This is a genomic window from Corynebacterium sp. MSK006, from assembly GCF_030232385.1.
Taxonomy (GTDB): Bacteria; Actinomycetota; Actinomycetes; order Mycobacteriales; family Mycobacteriaceae; genus Corynebacterium; species Corynebacterium frankenforstense_A.
The window spans coordinates 56,347-83,315 of sequence record NZ_JASPJZ010000001.1; the positions used below are offsets into that span (position 1 = coordinate 56,347).

The following is a 26,969-nucleotide window of genomic DNA, read 5'->3' on the forward strand; positions in this document are numbered from 1 at the left end:
CCTTTCGGGTCGTGTGGTGGTGCGGAGCGGGACGCCCCGAGTTAGCCGTGGTTGATGAAGTTGACGATCGGGCCGACGACCAGGCCGAGGATGGAGCCGATGGTGCCGATGATGGTGCCGGCGAAGAGGACCTTGGACCACGCGGGCTGGTCCTCGATCTTCGGGATCTCCTCGCCCTCCTCGAGACCGGCGGAGCCAGGGAAGAAGGCCTTCCAGTCGGCATTCTCGCCGGCGTCGAGGCCCTCGCCGATCTGGGAGGACAGCGAGGCGTTGCCGGTGGCCGGGGTCTGGACGTCCTCCTCGGCGGAGGCGACGGACATGCCCGACACGGTCAGGGCGAGGGCGGCGGCGCCGGCGACTGCGGCGCGACGGATGGAACGCATGAGAAACTTCCTTAGCGTCGGAGTGGTCAGGTTTCGGGCGGCGCCCAGGGTGAACCCGGGCGGGCGGAACCTTAATAACAAGGTTATTGAACGCTGTGAGTTCTCAGCCGCGATTCTTATGCCGCCGGCCCGGGACTAATCCGCGAAATCCAGCCCGAGCAGGGCGTTCTCCACGACCTCCGGCAGTGCCGGGTGAATCCAGTACTGGCCACGCGCCAGCTCGCGCACGTCCAGGCCGAAGGCCATCGCGGTGACCGCGGTCTGGATCAGCGTCGGAGCCTGGGCGCCCAGGATGTGCGCGCCGAGCAGACGTCCGCTGGCGCGGTCGGCGATCAGCTTGACCACGCCGACGTGCTCGTCCATGGCCCAGCCGTAGGCGACGTCGCCGTACTCCTGGACCTTGACCGTGATCTCGCGGCCGGACTCGCGCGCCTCCTTCTCCGTCAGGCCCACGGAGGCGATCTGCGGGTGGGTGAACACCGCCGCCGGCACGGCCTCGTGCGGCATCCGGCGCAGGTCCCCGGGGTTGAGCAGGTTGTGCTGCACGGCGCGCGCCTCCGCGTTGGCGACGTGCTTGAGCATGTATGGCGAGGAGACGTCGCCGAGCGCCCACACGCCCTCGGCGCTGACGGACCGGCCGTACTCGTCGACGACCACGCGCCCGCCGTCGGCCTCCACGCCGCCGGCGGCGGCCTCGATCAGGTCGCCGTTGGGCACCCGGCCCGTGGCCACCAGCACCTCGTCGGCGGTGATCTTCCCGCCACCGGTGACCTCGACCTCGACGGCGCCGTCCGCGGCGTCGGCAAGCGAGACCACCTCGGTGTGGTAGCGGATGTCGAAGCGCTCGCGCGCGGCGTCGTTGAAGCGCCCGACCAGCTCCTCGTCGAGGTGGCGCAGGGCCGCACCGGAGCGCACGAGCACGGTCACCTTCGTACCCAGGGAGGCGAAGACGTGGGCGAACTCCATGGCGATGTAGCCGCCGCCGACGATGACCAGGCGCTCCGGGCGCTCGGGGAGCCGCATGACGTCCTCGTTGGTGCGGTAGCGCACGCCGGAGGAGGCGATCTGCTCCGGGATGACCGGGCGCGAGCCGACGGCGAGCACGATCTGGCGCCCGGCGATCTCCTCGTCGCCGACGCGCAGCGTGCGCGGCCCGCTGAAGACGGCGTGCCCGGCGTAGACGTCGATGTTGGGGGTGCGGTCCCCGCGGCGGTACTCCTCGCCGCCGGCGGCGATCCGGTCGACCTTCTCGGCGAAGACGCGGCGCTGGATGTCCCGCCAGTCCACGGACTTCAGGTCCAGCTCGACACCCAGGCGGCGGGCGTCGGCGGCCTCGGCGGCGACCTCGGCGGGGTAGACGAACATCTTCGTCGGGATGCAGCCGACGTTCAGGCAGGTGCCGCCGAAGCGGCCCTCCTCGACGATGGCGATGGACATCCCGTCGAAGCGCTCGTCCGGGATCGAGTTACCCGAACCGGTGCCGACGATGATCAGGTCGTAGGTCTTCATCTGCTCCTCGTTCCTCGGCAGGGCCCCGGGGTCTCCCGTGGCCGCCCCACCATTGTGGCCGGTTTCAGTGCGCGGCGTCGTCGGCGGAGCCGGGGTCGGCCGGGTCGGCGCCGTCGCCGCCGGTGACGCGGTCGAGGAAGCCGGTGGTCTCGGTCAGCGCCTGCTCCAGGGCCAGCGGCAGGGAGAGGTAGACGTCGTGGCGGGCACCCGGCACGGGGACCACCTCGGCGGCCGCACCGAGGGACTCGGCGACCGGCCGGATGGCCTCGACTTCGAGGACGGTGTCCGCCGTGTCCGACGCCGCCGAGTAGGGCTGGCCCAGGCAGGAACGGTCCGAGGTGAGCGTGAGCACCGGCAGGTGCAGGTCGAGCCCGCCGCGCAGCTGCTCCATGCCGCGCACGACCGCCAGCAGCCAGCCGGCGTACTTCGGGGTGCCTGCCACGGGCTTGTAGCGCTCGTCGAAGTCCCAGTCGGCGGCGATGGACTCGCCGTAGGCGTTGAGGTCGCCGCCGGGCAGCGCCATGCCCGGGCGCAGCCGGCCGAGCACGTGCGCGGCCCCGGCGATCAGCGGGTTGCGCGCGCCGTACTGCAGGGCCAGCCACGGGCTGTCCAGGACCATGCCCGCGACCCGGCGGGCCAGCTCCGGGCGGGCCCGGCGCAGCCAGTCGAACCAGAGCACGGCGATCAGCCCGCCGGTCGAGTGCGCCATCGGGACCACGCTGGGGTGGCGGGCGGCGACGTGATCGAGCGCCGCGGTCAGCTCCGGGTGGTAGTGGCGCAGGTCGCTGGTGTAGTGCCAGCGCTGCCCGTGGCGGTGGGAGCGGCCGCACTTGCGCAGGTCCAGCGCGTAGAAGGCGTAGCCGGCCTCGGCCAGGTGGGCGGCCAGGTGGTCCTGGAAGAAGTAGTCGGTCATGCCGTGGATCCACAGCACCGCCGGGCCGTCGGTGACGGGGGTGCGCCGCACGAGCGTGGCCACCGCCTCGCCCTCGCCGTCGGGGTCGGGACCGAGGCGCAGCGTCGCGCTCTCGTAGTCCGGGCCGAGGATGTCGGGGGCCCACGGTTGCCACATCGTGTCGGTCATGACCGTTGAGTGTACCGGCCCCGGCTGGGGTGGGCGGGGGTGCGGTGTAGCGGAGCATCCAGGGGGTGGGCCATTTGACCCCGGTCACTCCGGTACGGCGTAAGCTGGCTGTGACAAGGTCAGCCATCCCGGTCTGCCCAGCCCTGGTCCCGGTGTTCCCGTCCGGGCGGGCGACCGACAGCCCATGTGAGGGGAAGACAAAGGTGTCAGAAACCGCAAAGATCACCGACGAGGTCGATGTCGCACTCATCGGCGCGGGCATCGTGAGTACGACGCTCGGCGCGATGCTCCGGGAGCTGCAGCCCGACTGGACCCAGATGGTCCTGGAGCGCCTCGACGGCCCGGCCCTCGAGTCGTCCTCGCCCTGGAACAACGCGGGCACCGGCCACTCGGCCCTGTGCGAGCTGAACTACACCCCGGAGAAGAACAGCCTGCTGGACATCACCAAGGCCGTCAACATCAACGAGAAGTTCCAGGTCTCGCGCCAGTTCTGGAGCCACCAGGTCGAGCACGGCGTGCTGGGCGACCCGAAGGAGTTCATCAACCCGGTCCCGCACGTCTCGCTGGCGCAGGGCCAGGAGCAGGTCGACTACCTGCGCCGCCGCTATGACACGCTGCGTGAGCACACCCTCTTCCCGGGCATGCAGTTCACCGACGACAAGGACGTCTTCTCGGAGAAGCTGCCGCTGATGGCCAAGGGCCGCGACTTCTCCGAGCCGGTCGCCATCTCCTGGACCGAGGCCGGCACCGACATCAACTACGGTGCCCTGACCCGCCAGTTCGTCGCCCACGCCGAGAAGGCCGGCACCGAGTTCCGCTACGGCCACGAGGTCACCCGCATCCGCCCGGACGGCGACAAGTGGATCGTCTACTACAAGAACGTCCACACCGGCGACCGCAAGGCCGTGCGCGCCAACTTCGTCTTCGTCGGCGCCGGCGGCTACGCGCTGGACCTGCTGCGCTCCGCCGGCCTCAACGAGGTCCGCGGCATCGCCGGCTTCCCGATCTCCGGCATGTGGCTGCGCTGCACCAACCCGGAGCTCATCGAGCAGCACCGCGCCAAGGTCTACGGCAAGGCCCGCGTCGGCGCCCCGCCGATGTCCGTGCCGCACCTGGACACCCGCGTCATCGACGGGGAGAAGGGCCTGCTGTTCGGCCCCTACGGCGGCTGGACCCCGAAGTTCCTCAAGAAGGGCTCCTACCTGGACCTGTTCAAGTCGATCCGCCCGGACAACATCCCCAGCTACCTGGGTGTCGCCGTCCAGGAGTTCGACCTGACCAAGTACCTGGTCAGCGAGGTCACCAAGAACTTCGACGCGCGCATGGAGACCCTGCGCGAGTACATGCCGACCGCCGAGGGCAAGGACTGGGAGCTCATCGTCGCCGGCCAGCGCGTGCAGGTCATCCGTCCTGCGCCGGCCCCGCGCTTCGGCTCCCTGGAGTTCGGCACCGCCGTGATCAACAACTCCGAGGGCTCCATCGCCGGCCTGCTCGGCGCCTCCCCGGGCGCGTCCATCGCCCCGGCGGCGATGCTCGAGCTGCTCGAGCGCTGCTTCGGTGAGCGCATGATCGACTGGTCCGACAAGCTGCACGAGCTCATCCCGTCCTACGGCCGCAAGTTCGCCGTGGAGCCCGAGCTCTTCGCCAAGACCTGGGAGCGCACCCAGAAAACGCTGCAGCTCAACCGCTGACGCCACGAGACAACGGCCCCCGCGAGATGCGGGGGCCGTTCTCGTGTCCGGGCCGGCGCCGGGCCCGGGGGAGGGGCGCTGTCGACCGGCATCGTCCGGCGGTGCCGCAGGCCGCTCAGCGCCCCCGCGTCACGGGTTACTCAGGCGCGGCGCTTGAGGAAGAAGTCGGGGTCGATGGTGCGGGCACCGATGACGTCCTCGGCGGTCTGGCCGATGTTCTCGTAGAAGCGGCCCAGCTCCGAGGCGACCTCGCGGCCCGGCAGCAGCTCGCGGTCGTCGCCGGCCTCGTCGGAGGCGGCGCGCACGACGGTGCGCACCATGTCGCGGTGCTCCTCGGCGAAGTCCGCGTTGACGATGACACCCAGCGAGGGCAGCCGCGGCAGCGAGCCGGTGGTGCGCGCCCACTCGTCCTGCAGCTTGAACAGGCGGTTGAGGTCGGTGTCGGTGGTGGCGTAGGTCAGCATCGCGGCGGCCTCGCCCTCGTCGACGGCGGCCTGCGCGACGGCGGTGTCCGCCACGTGCAGGATCTCGGTGTCCTGCAGCTCGTTGCGGTCGAGGATGTGGCGAAGCGCCAGCGCCGGCACCGAGTCCTCGGGCAGCGCGGTCGCGATCTTCTTTCCCGCCAGCTTACCGGTCCACTGCGTGGCGTCGTCCGGGTCCTCGGGGGTCTCGGCCACACCGGCGACCACGAGCGGCTCCCAGAAGGTGGCGCCGGCGAGCCTGATGTTCGCGCCCTCGTGGAAGGCGCGTGCGGCCTTCTGCACGGGGGCGATGACGATGTCGTGCTCACCGTCGGCCAGCAGGGATTCGGTCTCCGCCTCGTCGTCCCAGGTGTCGATCTCGACGTTGTCGGCGGCCTCGCGCACAGCCTCGCTGTCAGCGACCTTCTCGGCGAACTCGGGCACACCGTCCAGCTCGGGCACGACGGCGGTCAGCCGCTCGACGTGGTCGGGCGTGGCCTCGGTCGTCTCGGTGGTCTGGGCGGTCTCGGAGGCGGTTGCGGAGGTCGTCGTGGACTCGTCTTCGGCGCCCTCACCGCCGCAGGCGGCGAGGAGGGCCCCGGAGGCGCAGACGGCGGTGATCAGTGCGAGACGCTTGGGGAACATGCGGGCCTTTCGGGAACGTGACGGCTTGTCCGCCCATCACTCTAAGGCCGCCCGGAGGCGGCGCGCCAACAGGGGCACACAGCGGGCTAACATGTGATCCCATGGTTTCCCCCACGGTGTCTGAAGACAACCCTGAGGTGCCCGCCGCACCCGGCCGCGTCACGCTCGTCGGCGGCGGCCCCGGCGCCTGGGACCTGATCACCGTGCGCGGCATGCACGCCCTGCAGGACGCCGACGTCATCCTCACCGACCACCTCGGCCCCACCGCCGAGCTGGAGCGGCTGTGCGACACCGCAGAAAAAGAGATTGTCGACGTCGCGAAGCTGCCGTATGCGCGCAAGGTCGCCCAGGAGACCACGAACCGTCTCATGGTTCAGCACGCCCTGGCGGGCAGGAACGTCGTGCGCCTCAAGGGCGGCGACCCCTTCGTCTTCGGGCGCGGCTCCGAGGAGGTGCGCGCCTGCGCGCGCGCCGGCATCGCGTGCACCGTGGTGCCCGGCGTGACCAGCGCGGTGGCCGTGCCCGCCGCCGTGGGCGTGCCCGTCACCGAGCGCGGGGTGGTGCACTCCTTCACCGTGGTCAGCGGGCACCTCGCCCCGGGCGACCCGCGCAGCCTGGTCGACTGGCACGCGCTGGCCGCCGCCGGCGGCACCGTCTGCGTGATCATGGGCGTGCGCCACGCCGCCGAGATCGCCGTCGCCCTCGGCGAGGGCGGCCTGTCCGCTGACACCCCGGCCTGCGTCATCCAGGAGGGCACCACCGCCCGCGAGCGCGCCTTCCACTGCACGCTGGGCACCCTGGGGGAGACGATGGCACGCGAGCAGGTCGCCTCGCCGGCCGTCTACGTCATCGGCGAGGTCGCCGCCCGACGGTGACCCACGCGGCGTCGGCACTCGCGCGCACGCCGCTCAGCGCTCGACGGTGAGGATGACCTGGTTCGGCGCCGACTTCGGCGGGTCGTCGTCCACGCGCGCGTCCAGGCCCGCCGCGCGGGCCACGCGCACCACGCCGGCGGCGTCGTCCGGCTCGTCGGGGCACTCGGCCAGCACCCGGGCCAGCCCGCCCTTGTAGTGCTTGTTGAAGTGGCTGACCACCTTGCCCTCCGGGGTCTCCACGCGTACCGTCACCGCCTCGCGGAAGCGGCCCAGCTGCTGGTAGGCGCCGCTGCGCAGGTCCACCACCAGCCCGTCGAGCGCCTCGAGCTCGGCGGTGATCGCCGTGCCCCAGCGCGACTTGAGCGTGCGCCCGCCCAGCTTGTTGCCCGCCGAGAGGCGGTAGTGGGGGATGAGGTCGCCGGCGCGCACCAGTCCGAACAACGCCGAGCCGACCGCGAGGCGGGTCCGCGCGGCGTCGGAGAGCGAGGGCGCGTCCAGCGCGTCGTAGAGCACGCCGGTGTAGCGCTCGACGGCCGGCATCGTCGCGGCAGTGGTCAGTTCGCGGTTGGCCTCGGCCTCGCCGCGCAGCCGCTCGGAGATGCCGAGCACCTCGAGCGCCTCGTCGACGTCGAGGGAGCTCAGCTCCGCGATCAGCTCGCGGCGCACGGGGTTGAGCCCGGGGAAGGACAGAGACGCCACGTCGAGCGCGGCACCGGAGCCGCCGGGGGCCTTGGTCTCGGAGGGAGGCAGCACGATCAACACGGCTCCCCAGACTACGTCCCCGCACCGCGGCGGGGTGCGGGTAGAGTTCCCAGACATGATCACACGCCTTTCGACGCTGTTCCTGCGCACCCTCCGCGAGGATCCGGCGGACGCCGAAGTACCCAGTCACAAGCTGCTCGTGCGCGCGGGCTACATCCGCCGCGTCGCGCCGGGCGTGTACTCCTGGCTGCCGCTGGGGCTGAAGGCCTTCCGCGCCGTCGAGAACGTCGTGCGCGAGGAGATGGACCGCATCGGCGCCCAGGAGCTCCTCTTCCCGGCGCTGCTGCCGCGCGAGCCCTACGAGACCACCGACCGGTGGACCGAGTACGGCGACGCCCTGCTGCGCCTGAAGGACCGCAAGGGCAACGACATGCTGCTCGGGCCGACCCACGAGGAGATGTTCGCCCTCACCGTCAAGGACCTCTACAACTCGTACAAGGACTTCCCGGTCACCCTGTACCAGATCCAGACGAAGTACCGCGACGAGGAGCGCCCGCGCGCCGGGATCCTGCGCGGCCGCGAGTTCACCATGAAGGACTCGTACTCCTTCGACATGACCGACGAGGGCCTCGACGAGTCCTACGCGAAGCACCGCGAGGCCTACCAGCGCATCTTCGACCGCCTCGGCGTGGACTACGCCATCTGCCACGCGACCTCGGGCGCGATGGGCGGCTCGGCCAGCGAGGAGTTCCTGGCCGTCTCGGACAACGGCGAGGACACCTTCGTGCGCGCCACCGAGGGCGACTACGCGGCCAACGTCGAGGCCGTGGTCACCCCGCACCCCGCCGAGCGCGAGGTCGAGGGCCTGCCCGAGATGACCGTCCACGAGACCCCGGACGCCGCGACCATGGACACCCTGGTCGAGTGGGCGCGCTCGGCCGGCGTCACCGTCGACGGCCGCGACGTCGAGCTGACCGACACGCTGAAGTGCCTGGTGGTCAAGGTCACCCAGCCCGGCGGCGAGCCGGAGCTGACCGGCGTGCTGCTGCCCGGCGACCGCGAAGCCGACATGAAGCGCCTCGAGGCCGCCCTCGAGCCCGCCGAGGTCGAGCTGGCCGGCGAGGAGGACTTCGCCGCCAACCCGTTCCTGGTCAAGGGCTACGTCGGCCCCGTCGGGCTGGCCGCCAACGGCGTGCGCGTGCTCGCCGACCCGCGCGTGGTGCGCGGCACCACCTGGATCACGGGTGCCGACGCCCCGCAGCGCCACGCCGTGGGCGTGGTGTGCGGCCGCGACTTCACCCCGGACGGCTACGTCGAGGCCGCCGAGATCCGCGAGGGTGACCCGGCCCCCGAGGGCCACGGCACGCTCACGCTGGAGCGCGGCATCGAGATCGGCCACATCTTCCAGCTGGGCCGCAAGTACACCGAGGCCTTCGACGTGAAGATCCTCGACGAGAACGGCAAACGCGTCGTGCCCACCATGGGCTCCTACGGCATCGGCGTCTCCCGCCTGTTGGCCGTCCTCGCCGAGCAGCGCCACGACGAGAAGGGCCTGAACTGGCCGGTCTCCGTGGCGCCCTACCCGGTGCACGTTGTCGCCGCGAACAAGGACCCGGAGGCCGTCGAGGCCGCCGGCCGCCTGGCCGAGAAGCTCTCGGCGGCGGGCCTGGACGTGCTCTTCGACGACCGGAAAAAGGTCAGCCCCGGCGTGAAGTTCAAGGACGCCGAGCTGCTGGGCATGCCCTTCATCGCGATCCTGGGCCGCGGCTTCGCCGAGGGCCACGTGGAGCTGCGCGAGCGCGGCGGTGAGACCCGCAACGTGCCGGTCGACTCGGCGGTCGAGGACATCCTCGCCGCCGTCGAGGAGGCCCGCTGATGCGCCGCTTCATGATCGCCCTGCTCGGTGGTGCGGGCGTGCTGCACTTCCTCAAGCCCGAGCCCTTCGACTCGATCGTGCCCGCCGGCCTGCCCGGCTCGGCGCGGGCCTACACCTATGCCTCGGGCGTGGCCGAGCTCGGCTGCGCCGCGGCGATGGCCTGCCCGGACGAGAAGGTGCGCCGCTACGGCGGCCTGGCCACCGCGGCGCTGATGACCGCGGTCTTCCCCGCGAACGTCGAGATGGCCCGCCAGTGGACCCGCGCGGGCAAGGGCCCGGCCTGGCTGGCCGTGGCCTACGGCCGGCTGCCCCTGCAGCTGCCGCTCATCTGGTCGGGTTGGTCAGTGTGGCGTTCGCCGCGCCGCTGACCACCACCGCGCGCACGGCGTCGGCCGCGATGCCGGCGGCCGTGCGCGTCCACAGCGCCGCCGTGTCCTCGGCGGCCCGCGCCGGCAGCTCGGCCGGCGCCACCTCGAACTCGTAGCCGGTGGCGGGGGAGGGCACCGGCGTATCCGCCTGCTCCAGCAGCGCGGTCAGCACGGCCGCGCGCCGGTCGCCGGCGGCGACCAAGGCGTCCTGGGGGCCCGCCCACGCCGCCGCCGAGGTCAGCCCGTAGCGCAGCGCCTGCTCCCAGGAGAGCAGCTCGCGCAGCGCCTCGGCGTCCTCTTCGGTCAGGCCCTCGACGGAGACGTCCTCGGGATCCGGAAGGGCCACGTCCGCGTCGACGGTCCCGTCCCCGGCGCCCTCGTCCGTGACGCCGGGCTCGTTCTCGGCGACGGCGAGGTCCACCGCCTGGGCGGCGACGAGGTCCGCGGACTCCTCGGGGACCTCGTCGACGGCGTCGACGGTCGCCTTCAGCCCCGCCGGCACCACGCCGTCGGTGGTGCGCTCGACCGCGCAGCTCTCCGGCAGCGGCTCACCGCAGAGGCGCTCGACCTCGTCGAAGAGCTGGTCGGCCTGCTGCGCGCGCAGCGGGGAGTCGGACTCCTCGGCGGCGGCGAGCGTGCCGCGCGCCAGCTCGAGCACCGCGGCGTCGGGACGCGGGCCCAGGACCGAGCACGACGTCGCGCCGAACGCGCAGGCGGCGAGCACGGCGGCAGTCAGTGCCCGGGGGCGGGCGTTCAGACGGTGGGGGTGGGTGCGGCGGATGCGGGCGGGGGAGGTCACGAACCGGCATGCTACCCGGGGCGGATAGTGTTGGGGCCATGGCATTCCCGACCGCCGCAGAACTGTCCGAACTGCTCGCCCCCGCCGTCGCCGACTTCGGTCTCGACCTCGAGAACGTCAAGGCGACCCCCGCGGGCAAGAAGTCCGTCATCGCCGTCGCCGTCGACGCCGACGAGCGACCTGACCTCGACCGCCTCGAGGAGGTCTCCAAGAGGCTCTCCGACCTCCTCGACGCCGCCGAGGAACGCGGCGAGCTGCGCCTGGGCGCCGGCTACACGCTGCAGGTGACCACGCCGGGGATCGACACCCTGCTGACGGCCCCGCGCCACTGGCGGCGCAACCGCCACCGGCTCGTCGAGCTGACCGCGGAGGGGGAGACCCCGCAGACCTGGCGCATCGGGCCGCTCGACGCCGCCGAGGAGACCGTCGCGCTCGTCGGCGCGGACCTGTCGGTGCGCCTGCTCAAGGTGGCGGATTCACCGCGCGCGGTCGTTCAGGTAGAATTCTCCTCTGCCCCGGAGCAGGAGACCGAACTGACCGGGGCGGATTTTGAGTCGCTGAACACCGTCACGCGAAAGGACGACAAGTGAATATCGACATCGACGCGCTGCGCACGATCGAGAAGGACAAGGACATCCCCGTTGGGGACATGCTCGAGACGATCGCCGGGGCGCTGCTGGGCGCCTACCGCGAGTTCCGCGGGACCACAGCGACGGAGCGCTCCGCCGCCCGCGTCGACATCGACTCCGCCAGCGGCGACGTGGCCGTGATCGTCACCGAGCGTGACGAGGACGGCGAGGCCGTCGAGGAGTACGACGACACCCCCGCGAACTTCTCCCGCGTCGGCGCCCACGCCGTGCGCGAGGCCATCGTGCGCCGCCTGCGCGAGGCCGAGACCGGCCAGGCCTACGAGGCCTACCAGGAGATCGTCGGCACCGTGGTCAGCGGCGTCGTCCAGGCCGACGCCACGGCCAACGCCCGCGGCATCGTCGTCGTCGAGCTCGGCACCGAGCTCGACAGCCAGGACGGCATCCTGCTGCCCGCCGAGCAGATCCCGGGAGAGGAGCTCAAGCACGGCGACCGCGTGCGCACCTACGTCGTCGGCGTCTCCCGTGGCCCGCGCAACCTGCAGATCCAGCTCTCCCGCACCCACCCGGAGCTGATCCGCGGCCTGTTCGCCCTCGAGGTCCCCGAGATCGCCGAGGGTTCCGTCGAGGTCGTCGGCATCGCCCGCGAGGCGGGCCACCGGACCAAGATGGCCGTCGCCGGCAAGGTCAAGGGCCTCAACGCCAAGGGCGCCTGCATCGGCCCGCGCGGCCAGCGCGTGCGCAACGTCATGGCCGAGCTCGCCGGCGAGAAGATCGACATCATCGACTACTCGGAGGACCCGGCCACCTACGTCGGCAACGCCCTGGCCCCGTCCAAGGTCGTGCGCGTCGAGGTCACCGACGCCGAGGCGCACGCCGCCCGCGTGACCGTGCCGGACTACCAGCTCTCGCTGGCCATCGGCCGCGAGGGGCAGAACGCCCGTCTGGCCGCTCGCCTGACCGGCTGGAAGATCGACATCCACTCCGACATCGAGGAGTAGCCGCCGAGCGGCTTCAGCGAAGGCCCGTGACCCGGTGCAGACGCCGGGGCGCGGGCCGCACGCGTGTGTGCCCCGTGCAGACCCGGCACCCACCGGCCGGGAACCGAAGGGGTGAACCCCGCGAACGGCCGGTGAACGGACGCTGAACCCGCGCTGATGGCGCGGCCGTCCCCGGCGAGCGGGGGCGAGTACAGATTCGCCGATTCATGGCGTAGTATGTTCCGCGGCCCACGTGCGAGAAGAGAAGGAGCGGTACGGAAGAGAATGCCGGTACGTACCTGTGTCGCCACGCATCAGCGAAAGGCGGACACCGAACTGCTCCGGCTGGTCGTCGACCCCTCTGACCCGGACCGCATCATCCCCGATCCGCGCCGTCGCCTCCCCGGCCGCGGCGCCTGGATCACCCCCGATCTCGACGCACTGGACCTTGCTTGCCAGCGCCGTGCTATTCAGCGCGCGCTCAGGGTGTCCGCCGAAACGGACACCGGCCAGGTCCGCGAATACCTGGCCGATCCCGACCTGAAAAGGAAGACCGATCCCTGATGAGCACCCGATGAAGCATCAGCGATGAACATCATCAACACAGGCTGGGAGCCGGAAGGCAGGGACCTTCTCGGCTTCTAGCACAGAGTTAGAGGAGAGAAGTGCCCGGAAAGTTACGCGTACACGAGCTGGCCAAACAGCTCGGTGTAACCAGCAAGGAACTGCTCGCCACGCTTAAGGAGCAGGGCGAGTTCGTCAAGACCGCCTCGTCGACCATCGAACCGCCGGTGGTCCGCAAGATGCGTGGCATCTACGAGGCGAAGCAGCCGGAGAAGTCGGACCAGAAGTCCGCTCCGGCCAAGAAGCCTGCCCAGGGCAAGAAGCCCGGCCAGGCCCCGAAGCCCGGCCAGGCCGCCGCCAAGAAGGCCGCGCCCAAACCGGGTCAGGCCCCGAAGCTCGGCCAGGCCGCCGCCAAGAAGGCCGCCCCGAAGCCGGGTCAGGCCCCGAAGCCCGGCCAGGCCGCCGCCAAGAAGGCCGCGCCCAAACCGGGTCAGGCCGCCCCGAAGCCGGGCCAGGCCCCCAAGCCCGGCCAGGCGGAGGCGAAGAAGGCCGCCCCCAAGCCGGGGCAGGGCCAGCACGGCCAGCACCACGGCGACGGCCACGGTCACGGCAAGTCCGCCCCGAAGCCGGGCGCGATGCCGCGTCCGCGCGGCGGCCAGCCCAAGCCGGGCCCGCGCCCGGGCGCCAAGGCGCCGCGCGTGGCCAACAACCCGTTCTCGACCGGCCGCAACGAGCGTCCGGCCCCGCGTCCGGGCGGCACCGGCGGCGCCAAGAGGCGCGCCTCCGGCTCCGGTTCCGGCGGTAACGGCGGCGGCAAGCGACCGACGCCGGCCATGATGCCCTCCCACCCGAGCCCCGGCCAGATGCCGGCGAAGTCCGCCACCGGCGGGCGCCGCGGCGGCCGTGGCGGTCGGCGTGGCGGCCCGGGCGGCCACGGTGGCCCTCCGGGTGGTTTCCGCGGCGGCCGGGGCGGTCGTCGTGGCGGTACCGCGGGTGCCTTCGGGCGTCCGGGTGGCCCGCCGCGTCGTCGTCGCAAGTCGAAGCGGCAGAAGCGGCACGAGTACGAGGCGATGAAGGCCCCGAAGGTCGTCGGCGGTGTGCACCTGCCCGACGGCCACGGCCAAACCCTGCGTCTGCGCCGCGGTGCCTCCCTGTCGGACTTCGCCGAGAAGATCGGCACCGAGGCCTCGTCGCTCGTCCAGGCGCTGTTCAACCTGGGCGAGATGGTCACCGCGACCGCCAGCGTCTCCGACGAGACGCTGCAGCTGCTCGGCGACGAGATGAACTACAAGGTGGAGGTCGTCTCCCCGGAGGACGAGGACCGCGAGCTCCTCGAGTCCTTCGACCTGCAGTTCGGTGAGGACGAGGGCACCGAGGACGACCTCGAGCGTCGTCCTCCGGTGGTCACCGTCATGGGCCACGTCGACCACGGCAAGACCCGCCTGCTGGACGCCATCCGTCACACCAACGTGGGCAAGGGCGAGGCCGGCGGTATCACCCAGGGCATCGGCGCCTACCAGGTCGACGTGGACGTCGACGACCGTGAGCGCACGATCACGTTCCTGGACACCCCGGGTCACGAGGCGTTCACCGCCATGCGTGCCCGTGGTGCCGAGTCGACGGACATCGCGGTCCTGGTGGTCGCGGCCGACGACGGCGTCATGCCGCAGACGGTTGAGGCGATCAACCACGCCAAGGCGGCCGACGTGCCGATCGTGGTCGCGGTCAACAAGATCGATAAGCCGGAGGCCCAGCCGGAGCGTATCCGCGGCCAGCTGACCGAGTACGGCCTGGTGCCGGAGGAGTACGGCGGCGACACCATGTTCGTCGACATCTCCGCCAAGCAGTCGCAGAACATCGACAAGCTGCTCGAGGCCGTCCTGCTGACCGCTGACGCGGCGCTGGACCTGCGCGCCAACCCGGAGATGGACGCCCAGGGTGTCGCCATCGAGGCGCACCTGGACCGCGGTCGTGGTCCGGTGGCCACCGTCATCGTCCAGCGCGGCACGCTGCGCGTCGGCGACTCCATCGTCGCCGGCGACACCTACGGTCGCGTGCGTCGCATGCTCGACGAGTACGGCGAGGACGTCGAGGAGGCTGGTCCGTCGCGGCCGGTCCAGGTCCAGGGCCTCAACGGGGTCCCGGGCGCCGGCGACAACCTGCTCGTCGTCGAGGACGACCGCGTGGCGCGTCAGATCGCCAACCAGCGTGACGCGCGTCGCCGATCGGCCGAGGCCGCCAAGCGCCGCAAGCGCGTCTCCCTCGAGGACCTGGACAAGGTGCTCAAGGAGACCTCGACGCTCAACCTCATCCTCAAGGGCGACAACGCCGGTTCGGTGGAGGCCCTGGAGGACGCCCTGCTCAAGATCGAGGTGGACGACGAGGTCGAGCTGAACATCATCGACCGCGGCGTCGGTGCGGTCACGCAGACCAACGTCTCGCTGGCCGCCGCCTCGGACGCGGTGATCATCGCGTTCAACGTCCGCTCCGAGGGCAAGGCGACCGAGGAGGCGAACGCCGAGGGCGTGGACATCCGGTACTACACCGTGATCTACCAGGCCATCGACGAGGTCGAGGCCGCCCTGAAGGGCATGCTCAAGCCGGTCTACGAGGACCGCGACCTGGGCGAGGCGGAGATCCGCCAGCTGTTCAAGGCCTCCGCCGTCGGCCTCATCGCAGGCTGCATGGTCGAGACCGGCAAGGTCCGCCGTGGCGCGACCGTGCGCCTGGTCCGCGACGGCAACGTCATCGCGGAGAAGGCGACCATCGAGTCGCTGCGCCGCGGCAAGGACGACGCCACCGAGGTCACGGCCGGCTACGAGTGCGGCATGGTGCTCAGCTACCCGGACATCGCCGTCGGCGACAAGATCCAGGTCTTCGAGACCGTGGAGGTCCCGCGCGAGGCCTGATCGAAGGCCTTCAGCGCGTGACCGGCAGGGCCGGTGCCGGCTCCCTCTGAACGGGGGGGGGCGGTCGCCGGCGCTCTTCGCATGCGAGCCTCCGGTTCGGGCGGGCTCGACCCGGGCCGGCGACCGGGCCGCGACCTGGTGGCTGCCAGCGGGCCGGGGCGGCTAGACTGGCGCGGTACTGAACTCCGCCACCGAAAGGGGACCGACCATGGCCGATTCCGCCCGCGCGGGCCGCATGGCCAAGCGTATCCAGACGATCGTCGCCACCGCTCTGGAGCGCGAGATCAAGGACCCCCGCGTCAACCTGGTGACGGTCACCGACACCCGCCTCACCGGCGACCTGCACGACGCCACCGTCTATTACACGGTGCGCGGCGAGGGCATCGACGACGAGCCCGACACCGAGCGTGCCGCCGCCGGCCTGGCCGCCGCCCGCGGCCAGCTGCGCAAGCTGGTCGGCGACCAGCTCAGCGTCCGCTTCACCCCGACGTTGAGCTTCGAGCTCGACGCCGTGCCGGAGTCGAGCGCGCGCATGGAGGAGCTTTTGGCCCGCGCCCGCGCTCGAGACGAGGAGCTGGCCCGCACCCGTGAGGGGGCGCGCCCGGCCGGCGACGCCGACCCCTACCGCCACGACGAGAACTGACGCCATGGCGTCCGCCACGCTTGCCGACGTCGCGTCGGCGATCCGTGGGGCGCGTACGGTCACCGTCGTCGCGCACCTGCGCCCCGACGCCGACGCCATCGGCTCGGTCACCGCGTCCGTCGCCGCGCTGCGACGCCTGGGGCTTACCGCCCGCGGCCAGATCGGCCAGGACGCGCCCATCGAGGCGCACCTGCTGACTATCCCCGGCGCCGACGAGGTCACCTGCTCGCGCGAGCTGCTGCGCGCCGAGCTCTACCTCGTGCTCGACTGCGCCTCCCTGGACCGCACCGGGTACCTGGCGGGCCAGCTCGAGGAGCGTGAGCACCAGGTCGTCTGCGTCGACCACCACGAGTCGAACCCCGGCTTCGGCGGGCTCAACCTGATCGTGCCGGAGGCCGAGTCGACCACGACGATCCTCGCGGACCTCTTCGCCGAGCTCGGCGTCGACGACACGGAGCCCGACATCGCCCACGGCCTCTACGCGGGGCTGGTCACCGACACCGGCAGCTTCCGCTGGGGTGGGGCGCGCATGCACGAGCTCGGCGGGCGCTGGCTGGCCGCCGGCCTAGACCCGCGCCGCATCGCCGCCGAGCTGATGGACGCCGTCAGCGTAGACGACCTGACGATGATCGGCCGCGTGCTGGCCACCAGCCGCATGCACGACGTCGACGGGCTCGGCGTGGCCGCCCTCGTCGCCGACTGCGCGGAGGTGCAGGGCCACCCGAAGTCCGTCCTCGAGGTCGTCATCGACATGGTTACCGCCGTGCGCGGGGCCACCGTGGCCGCCGTGCTCAAGGAGCTGCGCCCGGGACACTGGTCGGTCTCCCTGCGCGCCCCGCGTGCCGACGTCTCGCACCTGGCCGTCCACCTGGGCGGCGGCGGGCACCGCGCCTCGGCCGGCTACACCGCTCCGGGCACCGCCGAGTCCGTCATCGCCGAGCTCCTCGAGGGGGTGCGCGCGTGTCGCGGCGAGCTGTAGCGGAGCGGGGCGACCAGGCCCCCGAGGTCTCCGCGCGCACGATCTTCGGGCTGGCGCTGCCGGCCCTCGGCGTGCTCGCGGCCACCCCGCTCTACCTGCTGCTGGACACGGCCGTCGTCGGCCGCCTCGGCGGCTTCGAGCTGGCCGCCCTCGGCGCCGGCACCACCATCCAGGCGCAGGTGACCACCCAGCTGACCTTCCTCAGCTACGGCACCACCGCCCGGGCCTCCCGCCTCTACGGCGAGGGCCGGCGCTCCGCCGCCATCGCCGAGGGCGTGCAGGCGACCTGGGTCGCCGTCGGCGTCGGGCTGCTGCTCGCGCTGATCATCGAGCTGTTCGCCCCGGTCTTCGCCGGCTGGCTGACCGGCTCGCCGGACGTCGCCGCCGAGGCCGCGCACTGGATGCGCGTGGCCGCCCTGTCGATCCCGCTGACCCTGATCGTCATGGCGGGCAACGGCTGGCTGCGCGGCATCCAGGACACCCGCCGCCCGCTCTACTTCACGCTGGCCGGCGTCCTCCCGGGCGCGGTGCTCGTGTCCTACCTGGTCGGGCACTTCGGCCTGGTCGGCTCCGCGTGGGCCAACGTCACCGGGACGTTCATCACCGCCTGCTGTTTCCTGGTCGCGCTGGTGCGCAGCCACCGCGGCGACTGGCGCCCGCGCTGGCCGGTCATCCGCCGCCAGCTCGTGCTCGGCCGCGACCTCATCGTGCGCTCGGCGAGCTTCCAGGTAGCCTTCCTCTCCGCCGCCGCGGTGGCCGCCCGCTTCGGCACCGCCTCCCTGGCCGCCCACCAGGTGATGCTCCAGCTGTGGAACTTCATCACGCTGGTGCTCGACTCCCTGGCCATCGCCGCGCAGACGCTGACCGGCGCCGCACTCGGCCGCGGCACCGTGGCGGCCGCCCGGCGCACCGGCCGGCGCATCACGGGCTACTCCGTGGTCTTCGCCGGCGTGCTCGGCGTCGTCTTCGCGCTCGGCGCCGGCGTGATCCCGCGGATCTTCACCTCGGACGCGGCGGTGCTCGAGGCCATCGCCGGGCCCTGGTGGCTGATGATCGTCATGATCGTCATGGGCGGGGTGGTCTTCGCCCTGGACGGGGTGCTGCTGGGCGCCTCCGACGCGGTCTTCCTGCGCAACGCGACCATCCTCGCCGTGCTACTGGGCTTTTTGCCCGGGGTGTGGATCTCCTTCGCCGTCGACGGCGGGCTGACCGGCGTGTGGTGTGGCCTGGTGGCCTTCATCGGGCTGCGCATGGCCGCCGTGTGGTGGCGCTTCCGGTCCATGAAGTGGGCGGTGACCTAGACCGGTGGTGGCACGCACGCTCTGGGCGGTCTCGGACCTGCACGCCGCGGTGCGCGCGAACCGCGCCCGCCTGGCGGAGCTGAGCCCCGACAACCCGCGCGACTGGTTGATCGTCGCCGGCGACGTCGCCGAGCGCCCGGCGGTGGTCACCGACATCCTCGCCGAGCTCGCCGCGCGCTATACCAAGGTGATCTGGGTGCCCGGCAACCACGAGCTGTTCGCCCGCTCGACGGACCGCGCCCGCGGCCGCCAGCGCTACGACGAGCTCGTCCAGGCCTGCCGCGGACTCGGCGTGGTCACCCCGGAGGACCGCTACCCGGTCTTCGACGGGGTGACCGTCTGCCCCCTGTTCACGCTCTACGACTACTCCTTCCGGGTGGCCGGCCTGTCGGTGGAGGAGGCCCTGGCCCGGGCGCGCGCCCGCCAGATCGTCATGACCGACGAGTACTCGATCGCCCCCTTCGTCGACGTGCGCGCCTGGTGCTGGGACCGCCTGGCCTACTCGGTGCGCCGGCTCTCCCGGGTCACCGGCCCGACCGTACTGGTCAACCACTGGCCCCTGGTCCAGGAGCCGACGCTGCGCATGGCGCTGCCCGAGCTGGCCCTGTGGTGCGGCACCCGGCACACCCGCGACTGGGCGCGCCGGTACAACGCCCGCGCGGTCGTCTACGGCCACCTGCACATGCCCGGCACGGTCACCGTCGACGGCGTCGCGCACCACGAGGTCTCGCTCGGCTACCCACGCGAGTGGCGCCCGCGCCGCGGCCTCGCGCGGCCCTGGCCGTACCCGTTACTGCGGGAGGGGGACGCCTCATGAGCCACCACGGTCTCTTCGCCCCGGGCCTCTTCCCGGAGGCGGCCTCATACTGCTACGTCATCACGGAGAAGGCGCCCTCCAGGCCGAGCCTGGAGAACTACCTGAACCTGCACCCGCTCGAGCAGGGCCTCGTCTCGCACGCCGTGGCCAAACGCAAGGCCGAATTCGGCGACGCCCGCTGGTGCGCCCACACCGCCCTGGCGGATCTGGGCGGGCCGACGGACCCGATTCTGCGCGGCGAGCGGGGCATGCCCCTGTGGCCAGCCGGCTACACCGGCTCGATCACCCACACCGACGGGCTGCGCGCGGCGGTGGCCGTGGCGCGCTCCCGCGCGGTCTCCGTCGGCCTCGACGCCGAGCCCAATGAGGCGCTCGGCGACGACGTGCTCGGCGCCATCGCCCGGCCCGGGGAGCTCTCCCGGCTCGAGCGGCTGCGTGCCGCCGGGGTGGCCAACCCGGACCGGCTGCTCTTCTGCGCCAAGGAGGCCACCTACAAGGCCTGGTTCCCGCTGACGCGGCGCTTCCTCGAGTTCGACCAGGCGGAGATCGATCTGCGCGCCGACGGCACGTTCATCTCCTACCTGCTGGTGCGCCCCACACCCGTCGCCCTCATCGAGGGCCGCTGGGTGGAGGCCGCGGGCTACGTGGTCGCCACCACCGCGGTGCGCCGGGTGGTCTCCCGGCGCTACCTGCACCGGTGAGGCGCGCTGGGCAGGGCGACGTTGCTGGGGCAAAACATACAGCGTTGACGCATGTTTCCCGAACCCGTTGCGAAGACCTCCAGGTCTCTGTGGTATACTTCACTAAAAATTCCGTAGGGGAGGAAGGTTACATGAATATGCCTCTGCACAACGGTTCCTATCCCAGGTCACAGTGGTGGTCTTGGCGATCTCAGTATTGACTGGGTCGGGTCTCGGTGTCGCTGGGAACGCGGTTGCGGAAGAGGTTGTGGCCAGTGGAAGCTGCGCGAGTGTCGCGGAGGTGAGCAACGAGCCGATGGGCGCAGAGACGGTGGAACGTGAGATCCAGTATCTTCAGGGCAGTACTGTGCTGGAGCAAGCGGACTTGGCTTCACTCGGGTCCTACGAGAACCACATTGGGGCTGTCATTCAGACTGACTCGGGGGGGGGACTGCACGCTGTGGCGGGATGTGACGAAAATGATGCAATTACGGTAGTCAGGCCGCTCAGCGGGGCGGATGGCGTAAGAGTCATCAAGTCCTCAAATCAGAACGGCTCACTGGTCGTGGATGAGGTTAGCCAGCACGGGGCGATGCTCTTGAACTCTGGGCACTGTGCCAGGTTTGATCAAGGCTGCCTGGACCGTGTGAAGGAGGATAGATGTGCTAGGGGGAATTGTGGCTGGGCGTTTTGGAATCCAGTTGTGATGGGTGCCTGCCTTTTCGCACAGTGCATGACGCTGTACTACAACTGCTGTGAGGAGTTCAACGCGTCGGACCCGACCGATCCGGACTGACGGCCGGCGGGAGAGGAAGGTGGACCGTGGTCAGCAGGTCTCTGCTCTATCCGGCCGGTGCATCCGTGGCCTTCGCGTTGGCCGTGACAACGGTGCTCAGGTACGTCGGTAGCTCAGCGGGCTACGTGAATCAGCCCCAGGCACTGTTGAGCGTCACCGCACTGTGTTGTATGGGGCTCGCCTGTGCCGACATCCCGCTCTCCGCGATCGCCGCAGGGTCTCGGGAACAGCGGTGGCGCCGCTGTGGCCGAATTGTTTCGGCCGGTGCAGCTATCGCTGCCGCAGTGGTCGCTGCGGCAATGGAATTCTGGAATTTCGAAGCGTTTTGGGCGATGATTCTCGGGGTCTTCATCTATTCGGGTGTTCTCGTCTGGAAACGGGGTTCGGGCTCTCTCCGGAAACCGCGAGGGGCGCCAGACGGAACGGCGGACGCTCAGTGAGGTTTTCGGGTCGGCAGGTGGCGGCCACCCGCCTCACGTCAGCGTCGACGGGCGCGCCACGAAGACCGTGGCCAGGCGCCTGCCCTTCTCGCGCACCAGGGCGACCGCCCGGCCGTCCGGGCCCACCGCCGCGTGCACCCCGGCAAGCCCGCGGGGCTCGAGCCACTTGCCCTGCGCCAGCGCCGCGTACTCCTCGTCGGTCACTTCGAGCGTCGGGTAGCAGCGCTTCAGCGCCTCGTCGAGACTCAGCGACAGCCGGGGCCGCTCGGCGAGCTCCTCCAGCGTGACCGCGTCGGCCAGCGAGAACGTCCCCAGCTCCGTGCGCCGCAGCCGGGTCAGGTGCCCGCCGAGGTCGCGGGCCAGCGCCCGGATGTAGGTGCCCGAGGAACAGTCGACCTCCACGTCGACGTCGTCGCCGCGGCGCTCAAGCACCTCGAAGCGGCTGACGGTCACCGGGCGGGCGGGGATCTCGACGGCCTCGCCGTCGCGCACCCGGGCGTAGGCCCGTTTGCCGTCGATCTTGATCGCCGAGACCGCCGCGGGAACCTGCATGAACTCGCCGGTGAGCTTTCGCACCCCGGCCGCCAGCGCGGCGTCGTCAAGCGGGCGCGTGCGCCCGGTCACCTCGCCCTCGGCGTCGTCGGTGTCGGTGCGCACGCCCAGGCGCACCGTCGCGGCATACGACTTCGTCGCCGCGGTCAGGTGCGCCAGGAACTTCGTGCCGCGGTTGACGCCGAGCACGAGCACGCCGGTGGCCATCGGGTCCAGCGTGCCGGCGTGGCCGACCTTGCGGGTGCCCAGCGCGCGGCGCACGCGGGCGACGACGTCGTGGGAGGACATCCCGGCCGGCTTGTCCACGACCACGAGGCCGGAGTCGGCCAGGGGGTCGGTGGAGGCGGCGGGGGAGGAGGAAGCAGTCATGGGCACGAGTCTAGAAAGCGTGCGTGATGCTCTAGTCTGGTGGGCGTGACTGTGTGGTACGGAATGACCAGTGTGCCCTCCGATCTGGCCGGATGCGTGGTGACCGTCGGCGTCTTCGACGGCGTGCACCGCGGCCACCGTGCGCTGATCGAGGCGGCGGTGCGCCGCGCCCGCGAGCTCGGCGTGCCCGCGGTGATGTGCACCTTCGACCCGCACCCGATCTCCGTTTTCCTGCCGGACAAGGCGCCCACGCAGCTGACCAGCCTCGACGAGCGCGTCCGGCTGGCCGGTGAGCTCGGTGTCGACGACGTGCTGGTGGTCAACTTCACCCACGAGCTCGCCGGGCTCGACGCCCGGCACTACTTCCGCTCGTTGATCTGCGACGTCCTGCGCGCCCGCGCCGTCTTCGTGGGCGAGAACTTCACCTTCGGCCGCGACGCGGCCGGCACCTCGCAGACGCTGCGGGAGCTGGGCGACGAGTACGGCGTGGAGGTCGAGGTAGTCGACCTCGTCCACGACGGCGGGCGCCGGCTGTGCTCCTCGTTGGTGCGCGAGTACCTCGCCGCCGGCGACGTCGCGGGCGCGGACTGGGTGCTCGGCCGCGACTTCTCCGTCACCGCCAAGATCGTGCACGGCGCCGGGCGCGGGGGAGCCCAGCTGGGCTACCCGACGGCCAACCAGTACTTCCCGGAGTCGATGGCGCTGCCCGCCGACGGCGTCTACGCCGGCTGGCTCACCGTCGTCGACGAGGGCCCCGTCGACGGCGACATGGAGCCCGGGGTGCGCTACCCGGCGGCGATCTCCGTGGGCACCAACCCGACCTTCGGCGAGGACCCGCGCAGCGTGGAGAGTTTCGTCATCGGCCGCGACGCGGACCTCTACGGGCACACCGCCCGCGTCGAGTTCGTCGCCCACCTGCGCGACATGGTCAAGTTCAACGGCGTCGACGAGCTGCTCGAGGCGATGGGCCGCGACGTCGAGCGCGCCAGGGAGCTCCTCGGGGCCGACTGAGTCGCGCGGTGACGGCGGTTAGACTGGGGCGCCATGACGAAGAAGATCATCCTGGACCTGGACACCGGCGTCGACGACGCCCTCGCGCTCACCTACGCCCTCGGCTCGCCGGAGCTCGAGCTCATCGGCGTGACCGGCACCTACGGCAACGTGCTCGTCGAGCAGGGCGTGGCCAACGACCTCGCGCTGCTGGACCTCTTCGGCCACCCCGAGGTGCCCGTCTACGCCGGACTGCCGCACGCCAGCGACCGCGACGGCTTCGAGGTCCTGGAGATCTCCTCGTTCATCCACGGCGCCAACGGCGTCGGCGACGTCGAGCTGCCCGCCTCCGGGCGCAGCCCCGAGGAGAAGCCCGCCGTGGACTTCCTCGTCGAGTCGGTGCGCGAGTACGGCGACGACCTGGTCATCGTGCCCACCGGCCCGTCGACCAACATCGCGGCGGCCATCGAGGCCGACCCGGAGTTCGCCGAGAAGGCCCACATCGTGCTCATGGGCGGCGCCCTGATCGTGCCCGGCAACGTCAGCGCCTGGGCCGAGGCCAACATCAACCAGGACCCGGCGGCCAGTGACCTGATGTTCCGCCGTGCCAGGGACGTCACCATGGTCGGCCTGGACGTGACCCTGCAGACCCTGCTGACCTACGAGGACACCGCCAAGTGGCGCGAGCTGGGCACCGAGGCGGCCACCAAGCTGGCCGACATCACGGACTACTACATCAAGGCCTACGAGACGACGGCCCCCTACCTGGGCGGCTGCGGCCTGCACGACCCGCTGGCCGTCGGCGTGGCCGTCGACGAGTCCCTGGTTGACCTGCTGCCCGTCAACATGAAGGTCGACACCGAGGGCGAGACCCGCGGGCGCACCATCGGCGACGAGGAGCGCCTCTCCGAGAAGGACAAGACCGCGCGCGTGGCCGTCGGCGTCGACGCCGAGCGATTCCTGGCTGAGCTCATGGAGCGCATCGGCCGCGTCCTCGCGGATTAGCGGACCCGTCGGCCCCGGATTAGGTCGCCCGCCCGGGGCCGTGTTAGCCTGGTCGACGGTCTTTGACGCGACTGCGGTCCACAGCAGTCCGACCCGCCCGCCGCGCGCCGGCCTGAAGCCGCCGCCGCGGGCAGCACTTTCATGTGGACTGAAATAAGAGGAGATTCTCTCATGGCTCTGAGCACCGAGAAGAAGCGCGAGATCCTGTCCGAGTTCGGCCTGCACGAGACCGACACCGGCTCCCCGGAGGCCCAGGTGGCCCTCCTGACCGAGCGCATCACCAACCTGACCGAGCACCTGAAGACGCACCACCACGACCACCACTCGCGTCGTGGCCTGCTGCTCATGGTCGGTCGTCGCCGCGGCCTGCTGAAGTACCTGGCCGAGACCAACATCGACCGCTACCGCGACCTGATCAAGCGTCTGGGCCTGCGCCGCTAGGCTCCACCCGCTTGCAAGACCCTGTCACCCACCCAGTGGGCGGCGGGGTCTTCGCGTACCCGGGTGATACAGTGGTCGGCGTCGTAAGCAGAGACTATGCACAGCACACGACCGGCGGCACCGATGATCGCCGTACCACGATCCCTAAGGAGGGGACCTTTCTTGGCTAAGAAGAACGTCCGCAGCAACCAGCCGAAGCCCGACAACAGCATCGAGTTCGACTACGTTGACGAGGACGAGACCATCCCCGCGGTCACCGCGGTCCTGGACAACGGCGATTTCGGCACCCGCGAGATCACGTTCGAGACCGGTCAGCTGGCCCGCCAGGCCGGCGGCTCGGTGACGACCTACCTCGACGAGGACACGATGCTGCTGGCCACGACCACCGCGTCGTCCAAGCCGCGCGAGGGCATCGACTTCTTCCCGCTGACCGTCGACGTGGAGGAGCGGATGTACGCCGCCGGGCGCATCCCGGGCTCCTTCTTCCGCCGCGAGGGCCGCCCCTCGACCGACGCGATCCTGGCCTGCCGCCTGATCGACCGCCCGCTGCGCCCGACCTTCGTCAAGGGCCTGCGCAACGAGGTCCAGGTCGTCATCACCGTCATGTCCCAGGACCCGGACGAGTTCTACGACGTGGTTGCCATCAACGGCGCCTCGGCCGCCACCCAGCTGTCCGGCCTGCCGGTCTCCGGCCCGGTCGGCGGCGTGCGCATGGCGCTGATCGTCGACGAGGACCACGAGGACGGCCAGTGGGTCGCCTTCCCGAACGCCGAGCAGCACGAGAACGCCCTGTTCGAGCTCGTCGTCGCCGGCCGCATCGTCGAGCGCGAGGAGAACGGCCGCACCGTCGAGGACGTCGCCGTGATGATGGTCGAGGCCGGCGCCGGTGAGCACGTCGTCGCCCGCGTCGATGACGGCGCCCCGGCCCCGACCGAGGAGGTCGTCGCCGGCGGTCTCGAGGCCGCCAAGCCCTTCATCGAGACCCTGTGCCGTGCCCAGTCCGACCTGACCGAGCGCGCGGGCAAGGACACCCGCGAGTTCCCGCTCTTCCCGGACTACACCGACGAGGTGTTCAAGAAGGTTGAGAAGAAGTCGGCCAAGAAGCTGCGCGAGCTGCTGACCATCCCGGGCAAGCAGGACCGCGACGACGCGACCAACGAGTACATGGTCGAGGTCGAGCGCCAGCTGCTCGGCGACGAGCCGGACGCCGACGAGGCCAAGGCCGTGCGCGCCGCCTACAACGCGCTGATGAAGCAGATCGTGCGCTCGATGATCCTGCGCGACGGCTTCCGCATCGACGGCCGCGCCACCACGGACATCCGCGACCTGGGTGTCGAGGTCGACCTCGTCCCGCGCGCCCACGGCTCCGCCCTCTTCGAACGCGGCGAGACCCAGATCCTGGGCGTGACCACCCTGGACATGCTCAAGATGGAGCAGCACATCGACTCGCTGTCCCCGGTGACCTCGAAGCGCTACATCCACCACTACAACTTCCCGCCGTACTCCACCGGCGAGACCGGGCGTGTGGGCTCCCCGAAGCGCCGCGAGATCGGCCACGGCGCGCTCGCCGAGCGTGCCCTGCTGCCGGTGATCCCCTCGCGAGAGGAGTTCCCCTACGCGATCCGCCAGGTCTCCGAGGCCCTGGGTTCCAACGGCTCGACCTCGATGGGTTCCGTGTGCGCCTCGACGCTGTCCCTGCTCAACGCGGGTGTGCCGCTGAAGGCCCCGGTCGCCGGCATCGCCATGGGCCTGGTCTCCGGTGAGGTCGACGGCGAGACCGAGTACGTCGCGCTGACCGACATCCTCGGCGCCGAGGACGCCTTCGGCGACATGGACTTCAAGGTCGCCGGCACCGCCGAATTCGTCACCGCCCTGCAGCTGGACACCAAGCTCGACGGCATCCCCTCGAAGGTCCTGGCCGCCGCGCTGCGCCAGGCACGCGAGGCCCGCCACACCATCCTGGACACGATGGCCGAGGTCATCGACGGCCCGGACGAGATGAGCGACTACGCCCCGCGCATCGAGACGCTGTCCGTCCCGGTCAACAAGATCGGTGAACTGATCGGCCCGAAGGGCAAGACGATCAACGCGATCACCGACGAGACCGGCGCCGACGTCTCCATCGAGGACGACGGCACCGTCTACGTCTCCGCGACCGGCGGCAAGGCCGCCGAGGCCGCGATCGAGAAGATCAACGCCATCGCCAACCCGCAGCTGCCCAAGGTCGGCGAGCGCTACCTGGGCACCGTGGTCAAGACGGTCGCCTTCGGCGCCTTCGTCTCCCTGACCCCGGGCCGCGACGGCCTGATCCACATCTCGAAGCTCGGCGGCGACAAGCGCATCGACAAGGTCGAGGACGTCATCAACGTCGGCGACACTGTCGAGGTCGAGATCGCCGACATCGACAACCGCGGCAAGATCTCCCTGGTCCCGGTCGACGAGGACTGAGCACCCACCGCAAGTTAAATTGCCGACGTCGCGCAGCGCGACGTCGGCAATTTTTGTTCCTGTCGGCGGTGGTGCCGG

At 71.1% G+C, this 26,969-nt stretch carries 24 protein-coding genes and 2 pseudogenes; 19 read left to right on the forward strand and 7 right to left on the reverse strand.

Annotated elements, in window-relative coordinates; genetic code table 11:
• Positions 1-41 precede the first annotated feature (41 nt).
• The 3 genes from QQA02_RS00260 to QQA02_RS00270 form a co-directional block, all read right to left on the reverse strand.
• Positions 42-383 carry a hypothetical protein gene (locus QQA02_RS00260; protein WP_284862915.1) on the reverse strand — a complete coding sequence of 114 codons (342 nt, stop codon included), beginning with the start codon at positions 381-383 and terminating at the stop codon, positions 42-44.
• 135 nt (positions 384-518) lie between these two features.
• Complete coding sequence (mtr, locus tag QQA02_RS00265) at positions 519-1,892, reverse strand: mycothione reductase (RefSeq protein ID WP_284862916.1); 1,374 nt, start codon at positions 1,890-1,892, stop codon at positions 519-521.
• Positions 1,893-1,956: 64 nt separating this feature from the next.
• The gene (locus QQA02_RS00270) at positions 1,957-2,973 is read right to left on the reverse strand and encodes an alpha/beta fold hydrolase (protein ID WP_284862917.1); all 1,017 of its coding nucleotides are present in this window, start codon (positions 2,971-2,973) and stop codon (positions 1,957-1,959) included.
• A gap of 203 nt (positions 2,974-3,176) precedes the next feature.
• Here QQA02_RS00270 and mqo point away from each other — a divergent pair, with 203 nt between their 5' ends.
• The gene (mqo, locus tag QQA02_RS00275; protein WP_284862918.1) at positions 3,177-4,664 is read left to right on the forward strand and encodes a malate dehydrogenase (quinone); all 1,488 of its coding nucleotides are present in this window, start codon (positions 3,177-3,179) and stop codon (positions 4,662-4,664) included.
• Positions 4,665-4,804: 140 nt separating this feature from the next.
• Here mqo and QQA02_RS00280 read toward each other — a convergent pair whose 3' ends face one another.
• Entirely contained in the window at positions 4,805-5,770 is a 966-nt protein-coding gene (locus QQA02_RS00280) for an ABC transporter substrate-binding protein (RefSeq protein ID WP_284862919.1), read from the reverse strand.
• Positions 5,771-5,871: 101 nt separating this feature from the next.
• Between QQA02_RS00280 and cobA the strand changes: the two genes are divergently transcribed.
• Positions 5,872-6,645: a uroporphyrinogen-III C-methyltransferase gene (gene cobA, locus QQA02_RS00285; protein WP_284862920.1), complete on the forward strand. Its 774-nt coding sequence runs from the start codon at positions 5,872-5,874 to the stop codon at positions 6,643-6,645.
• Positions 6,646-6,678: 33 nt separating this feature from the next.
• Here the strand turns inward: cobA and yaaA are convergent, their stop codons facing one another.
• On the reverse strand, positions 6,679-7,407 hold the full coding sequence (gene yaaA / locus QQA02_RS00290) for a peroxide stress protein YaaA (protein WP_284862921.1): 729 nt from the start codon (positions 7,405-7,407) through the stop codon (positions 6,679-6,681).
• Between the two features lie 55 nt (positions 7,408-7,462).
• Here yaaA and QQA02_RS00295 point away from each other — a divergent pair, with 55 nt between their 5' ends.
• Both QQA02_RS00295 and QQA02_RS00300 read left to right on the forward strand, forming a co-directional pair.
• On the forward strand, positions 7,463-9,223 hold the full coding sequence (locus tag QQA02_RS00295; protein ID WP_284862922.1) for a proline--tRNA ligase: 1,761 nt from the start codon (positions 7,463-7,465) through the stop codon (positions 9,221-9,223).
• Positions 9,223-9,591: a DoxX family protein gene (locus QQA02_RS00300; protein WP_284773313.1), complete on the forward strand. Its 369-nt coding sequence runs from the start codon at positions 9,223-9,225 to the stop codon at positions 9,589-9,591. Before QQA02_RS00295 ends, QQA02_RS00300 begins: the two co-directional genes overlap by 1 nt.
• Here the strand turns inward: QQA02_RS00300 and QQA02_RS00305 are convergent.
• Positions 9,548-10,390 carry a hypothetical protein gene (locus QQA02_RS00305; RefSeq protein WP_284862923.1) on the reverse strand — a complete coding sequence of 281 codons (843 nt, stop codon included), beginning with the start codon at positions 10,388-10,390 and terminating at the stop codon, positions 9,548-9,550. The genes QQA02_RS00300 and QQA02_RS00305 overlap by 44 nt on opposite strands.
• Positions 10,391-10,428: 38 nt before the next feature.
• Between QQA02_RS00305 and rimP the strand changes: the two genes are divergently transcribed.
• The 11 genes and pseudogenes from rimP to QQA02_RS00355 all read left to right on the forward strand — a co-directional run bounded on the left by rimP (position 10,429) and on the right by QQA02_RS00355 (position 20,646).
• Positions 10,429-10,980, forward strand: coding sequence for a ribosome maturation factor RimP (gene rimP / locus QQA02_RS00310; RefSeq protein WP_284862924.1), 552 nt, complete (start codon positions 10,429-10,431; stop codon positions 10,978-10,980).
• Positions 10,977-11,978 carry a transcription termination factor NusA gene (nusA, locus tag QQA02_RS00315; protein ID WP_284773317.1) on the forward strand — a complete coding sequence of 334 codons (1,002 nt, stop codon included), beginning with the start codon at positions 10,977-10,979 and terminating at the stop codon, positions 11,976-11,978. Before rimP ends, nusA begins: the two co-directional genes overlap by 4 nt.
• 264 nt (positions 11,979-12,242) lie before the next feature.
• Positions 12,243-12,521, forward strand: a complete 279-nt coding sequence (locus tag QQA02_RS00320; protein ID WP_075664072.1) for a YlxR family protein — start codon at positions 12,243-12,245, stop codon at positions 12,519-12,521.
• A 101-nt stretch (positions 12,522-12,622) separates the two neighbouring features.
• A pseudogene (locus tag QQA02_RS11680) lies at positions 12,623-12,764 on the forward strand (translation initiation factor IF-2 N-terminal domain-containing protein); the annotation flags it as partial.
• Between the two features lie 86 nt (positions 12,765-12,850).
• Positions 12,851-15,430 (forward strand): annotated as a pseudogene (gene infB / locus QQA02_RS00325) (translation initiation factor IF-2); the annotation flags it as partial.
• Between the two features lie 208 nt (positions 15,431-15,638).
• Positions 15,639-16,073 carry a 30S ribosome-binding factor RbfA gene (gene rbfA / locus QQA02_RS00330; RefSeq protein WP_284773321.1) on the forward strand — a complete coding sequence of 145 codons (435 nt, stop codon included), beginning with the start codon at positions 15,639-15,641 and terminating at the stop codon, positions 16,071-16,073.
• A 4-nt stretch (positions 16,074-16,077) separates the two neighbouring features.
• Positions 16,078-17,052 carry a DHH family phosphoesterase gene (locus QQA02_RS00335; protein ID WP_284862926.1) on the forward strand — a complete coding sequence of 325 codons (975 nt, stop codon included), beginning with the start codon at positions 16,078-16,080 and terminating at the stop codon, positions 17,050-17,052.
• On the forward strand, positions 17,034-18,353 hold the full coding sequence (locus QQA02_RS00340; protein ID WP_284862927.1) for an MATE family efflux transporter: 1,320 nt from the start codon (positions 17,034-17,036) through the stop codon (positions 18,351-18,353). The genes QQA02_RS00335 and QQA02_RS00340 overlap by 19 nt, the downstream gene beginning before the upstream one ends.
• A gap of 7 nt (positions 18,354-18,360) precedes the next feature.
• Positions 18,361-19,170 (forward strand): metallophosphoesterase family protein, encoded by an 810-nt coding sequence (locus QQA02_RS00345; RefSeq protein WP_284862928.1) that lies wholly within the window; start codon positions 18,361-18,363, stop codon positions 19,168-19,170.
• Entirely contained in the window at positions 19,167-19,871 is a 705-nt protein-coding gene (locus QQA02_RS00350; protein ID WP_284862929.1) for a 4'-phosphopantetheinyl transferase family protein, read from the forward strand. The genes QQA02_RS00345 and QQA02_RS00350 overlap by 4 nt, the downstream gene beginning before the upstream one ends.
• A 280-nt stretch (positions 19,872-20,151) precedes the next feature.
• Positions 20,152-20,646, forward strand: a complete 495-nt coding sequence (locus QQA02_RS00355; protein ID WP_284862930.1) for a hypothetical protein — start codon at positions 20,152-20,154, stop codon at positions 20,644-20,646.
• Between the two features lie 473 nt (positions 20,647-21,119).
• Here the strand turns inward: QQA02_RS00355 and truB are convergent, their stop codons facing one another.
• Positions 21,120-22,007, reverse strand: a complete 888-nt coding sequence (gene truB, locus QQA02_RS00360; RefSeq protein WP_284862931.1) for a tRNA pseudouridine(55) synthase TruB — start codon at positions 22,005-22,007, stop codon at positions 21,120-21,122.
• 45 nt (positions 22,008-22,052) lie between these two features.
• Here truB and QQA02_RS00365 point away from each other — a divergent pair, with 45 nt between their 5' ends.
• From QQA02_RS00365 to QQA02_RS00380, 4 genes are all read left to right on the forward strand, one after another.
• The gene (locus tag QQA02_RS00365) at positions 22,053-23,018 is read left to right on the forward strand and encodes a bifunctional riboflavin kinase/FAD synthetase (RefSeq protein ID WP_284862932.1); all 966 of its coding nucleotides are present in this window, start codon (positions 22,053-22,055) and stop codon (positions 23,016-23,018) included.
• Positions 23,019-23,051: 33 nt separating this feature from the next.
• Positions 23,052-24,002, forward strand: a complete 951-nt coding sequence (locus QQA02_RS00370) for a nucleoside hydrolase (protein ID WP_284862933.1) — start codon at positions 23,052-23,054, stop codon at positions 24,000-24,002.
• A gap of 171 nt (positions 24,003-24,173) precedes the next feature.
• On the forward strand, positions 24,174-24,443 hold the full coding sequence (gene rpsO, locus QQA02_RS00375; RefSeq protein ID WP_284773330.1) for a 30S ribosomal protein S15: 270 nt from the start codon (positions 24,174-24,176) through the stop codon (positions 24,441-24,443).
• A gap of 123 nt (positions 24,444-24,566) precedes the next feature.
• Entirely contained in the window at positions 24,567-26,891 is a 2,325-nt protein-coding gene (locus QQA02_RS00380; protein ID WP_502870958.1) for a polyribonucleotide nucleotidyltransferase, read from the forward strand.
• Positions 26,892-26,969: the final 78 nt, after the last annotated feature.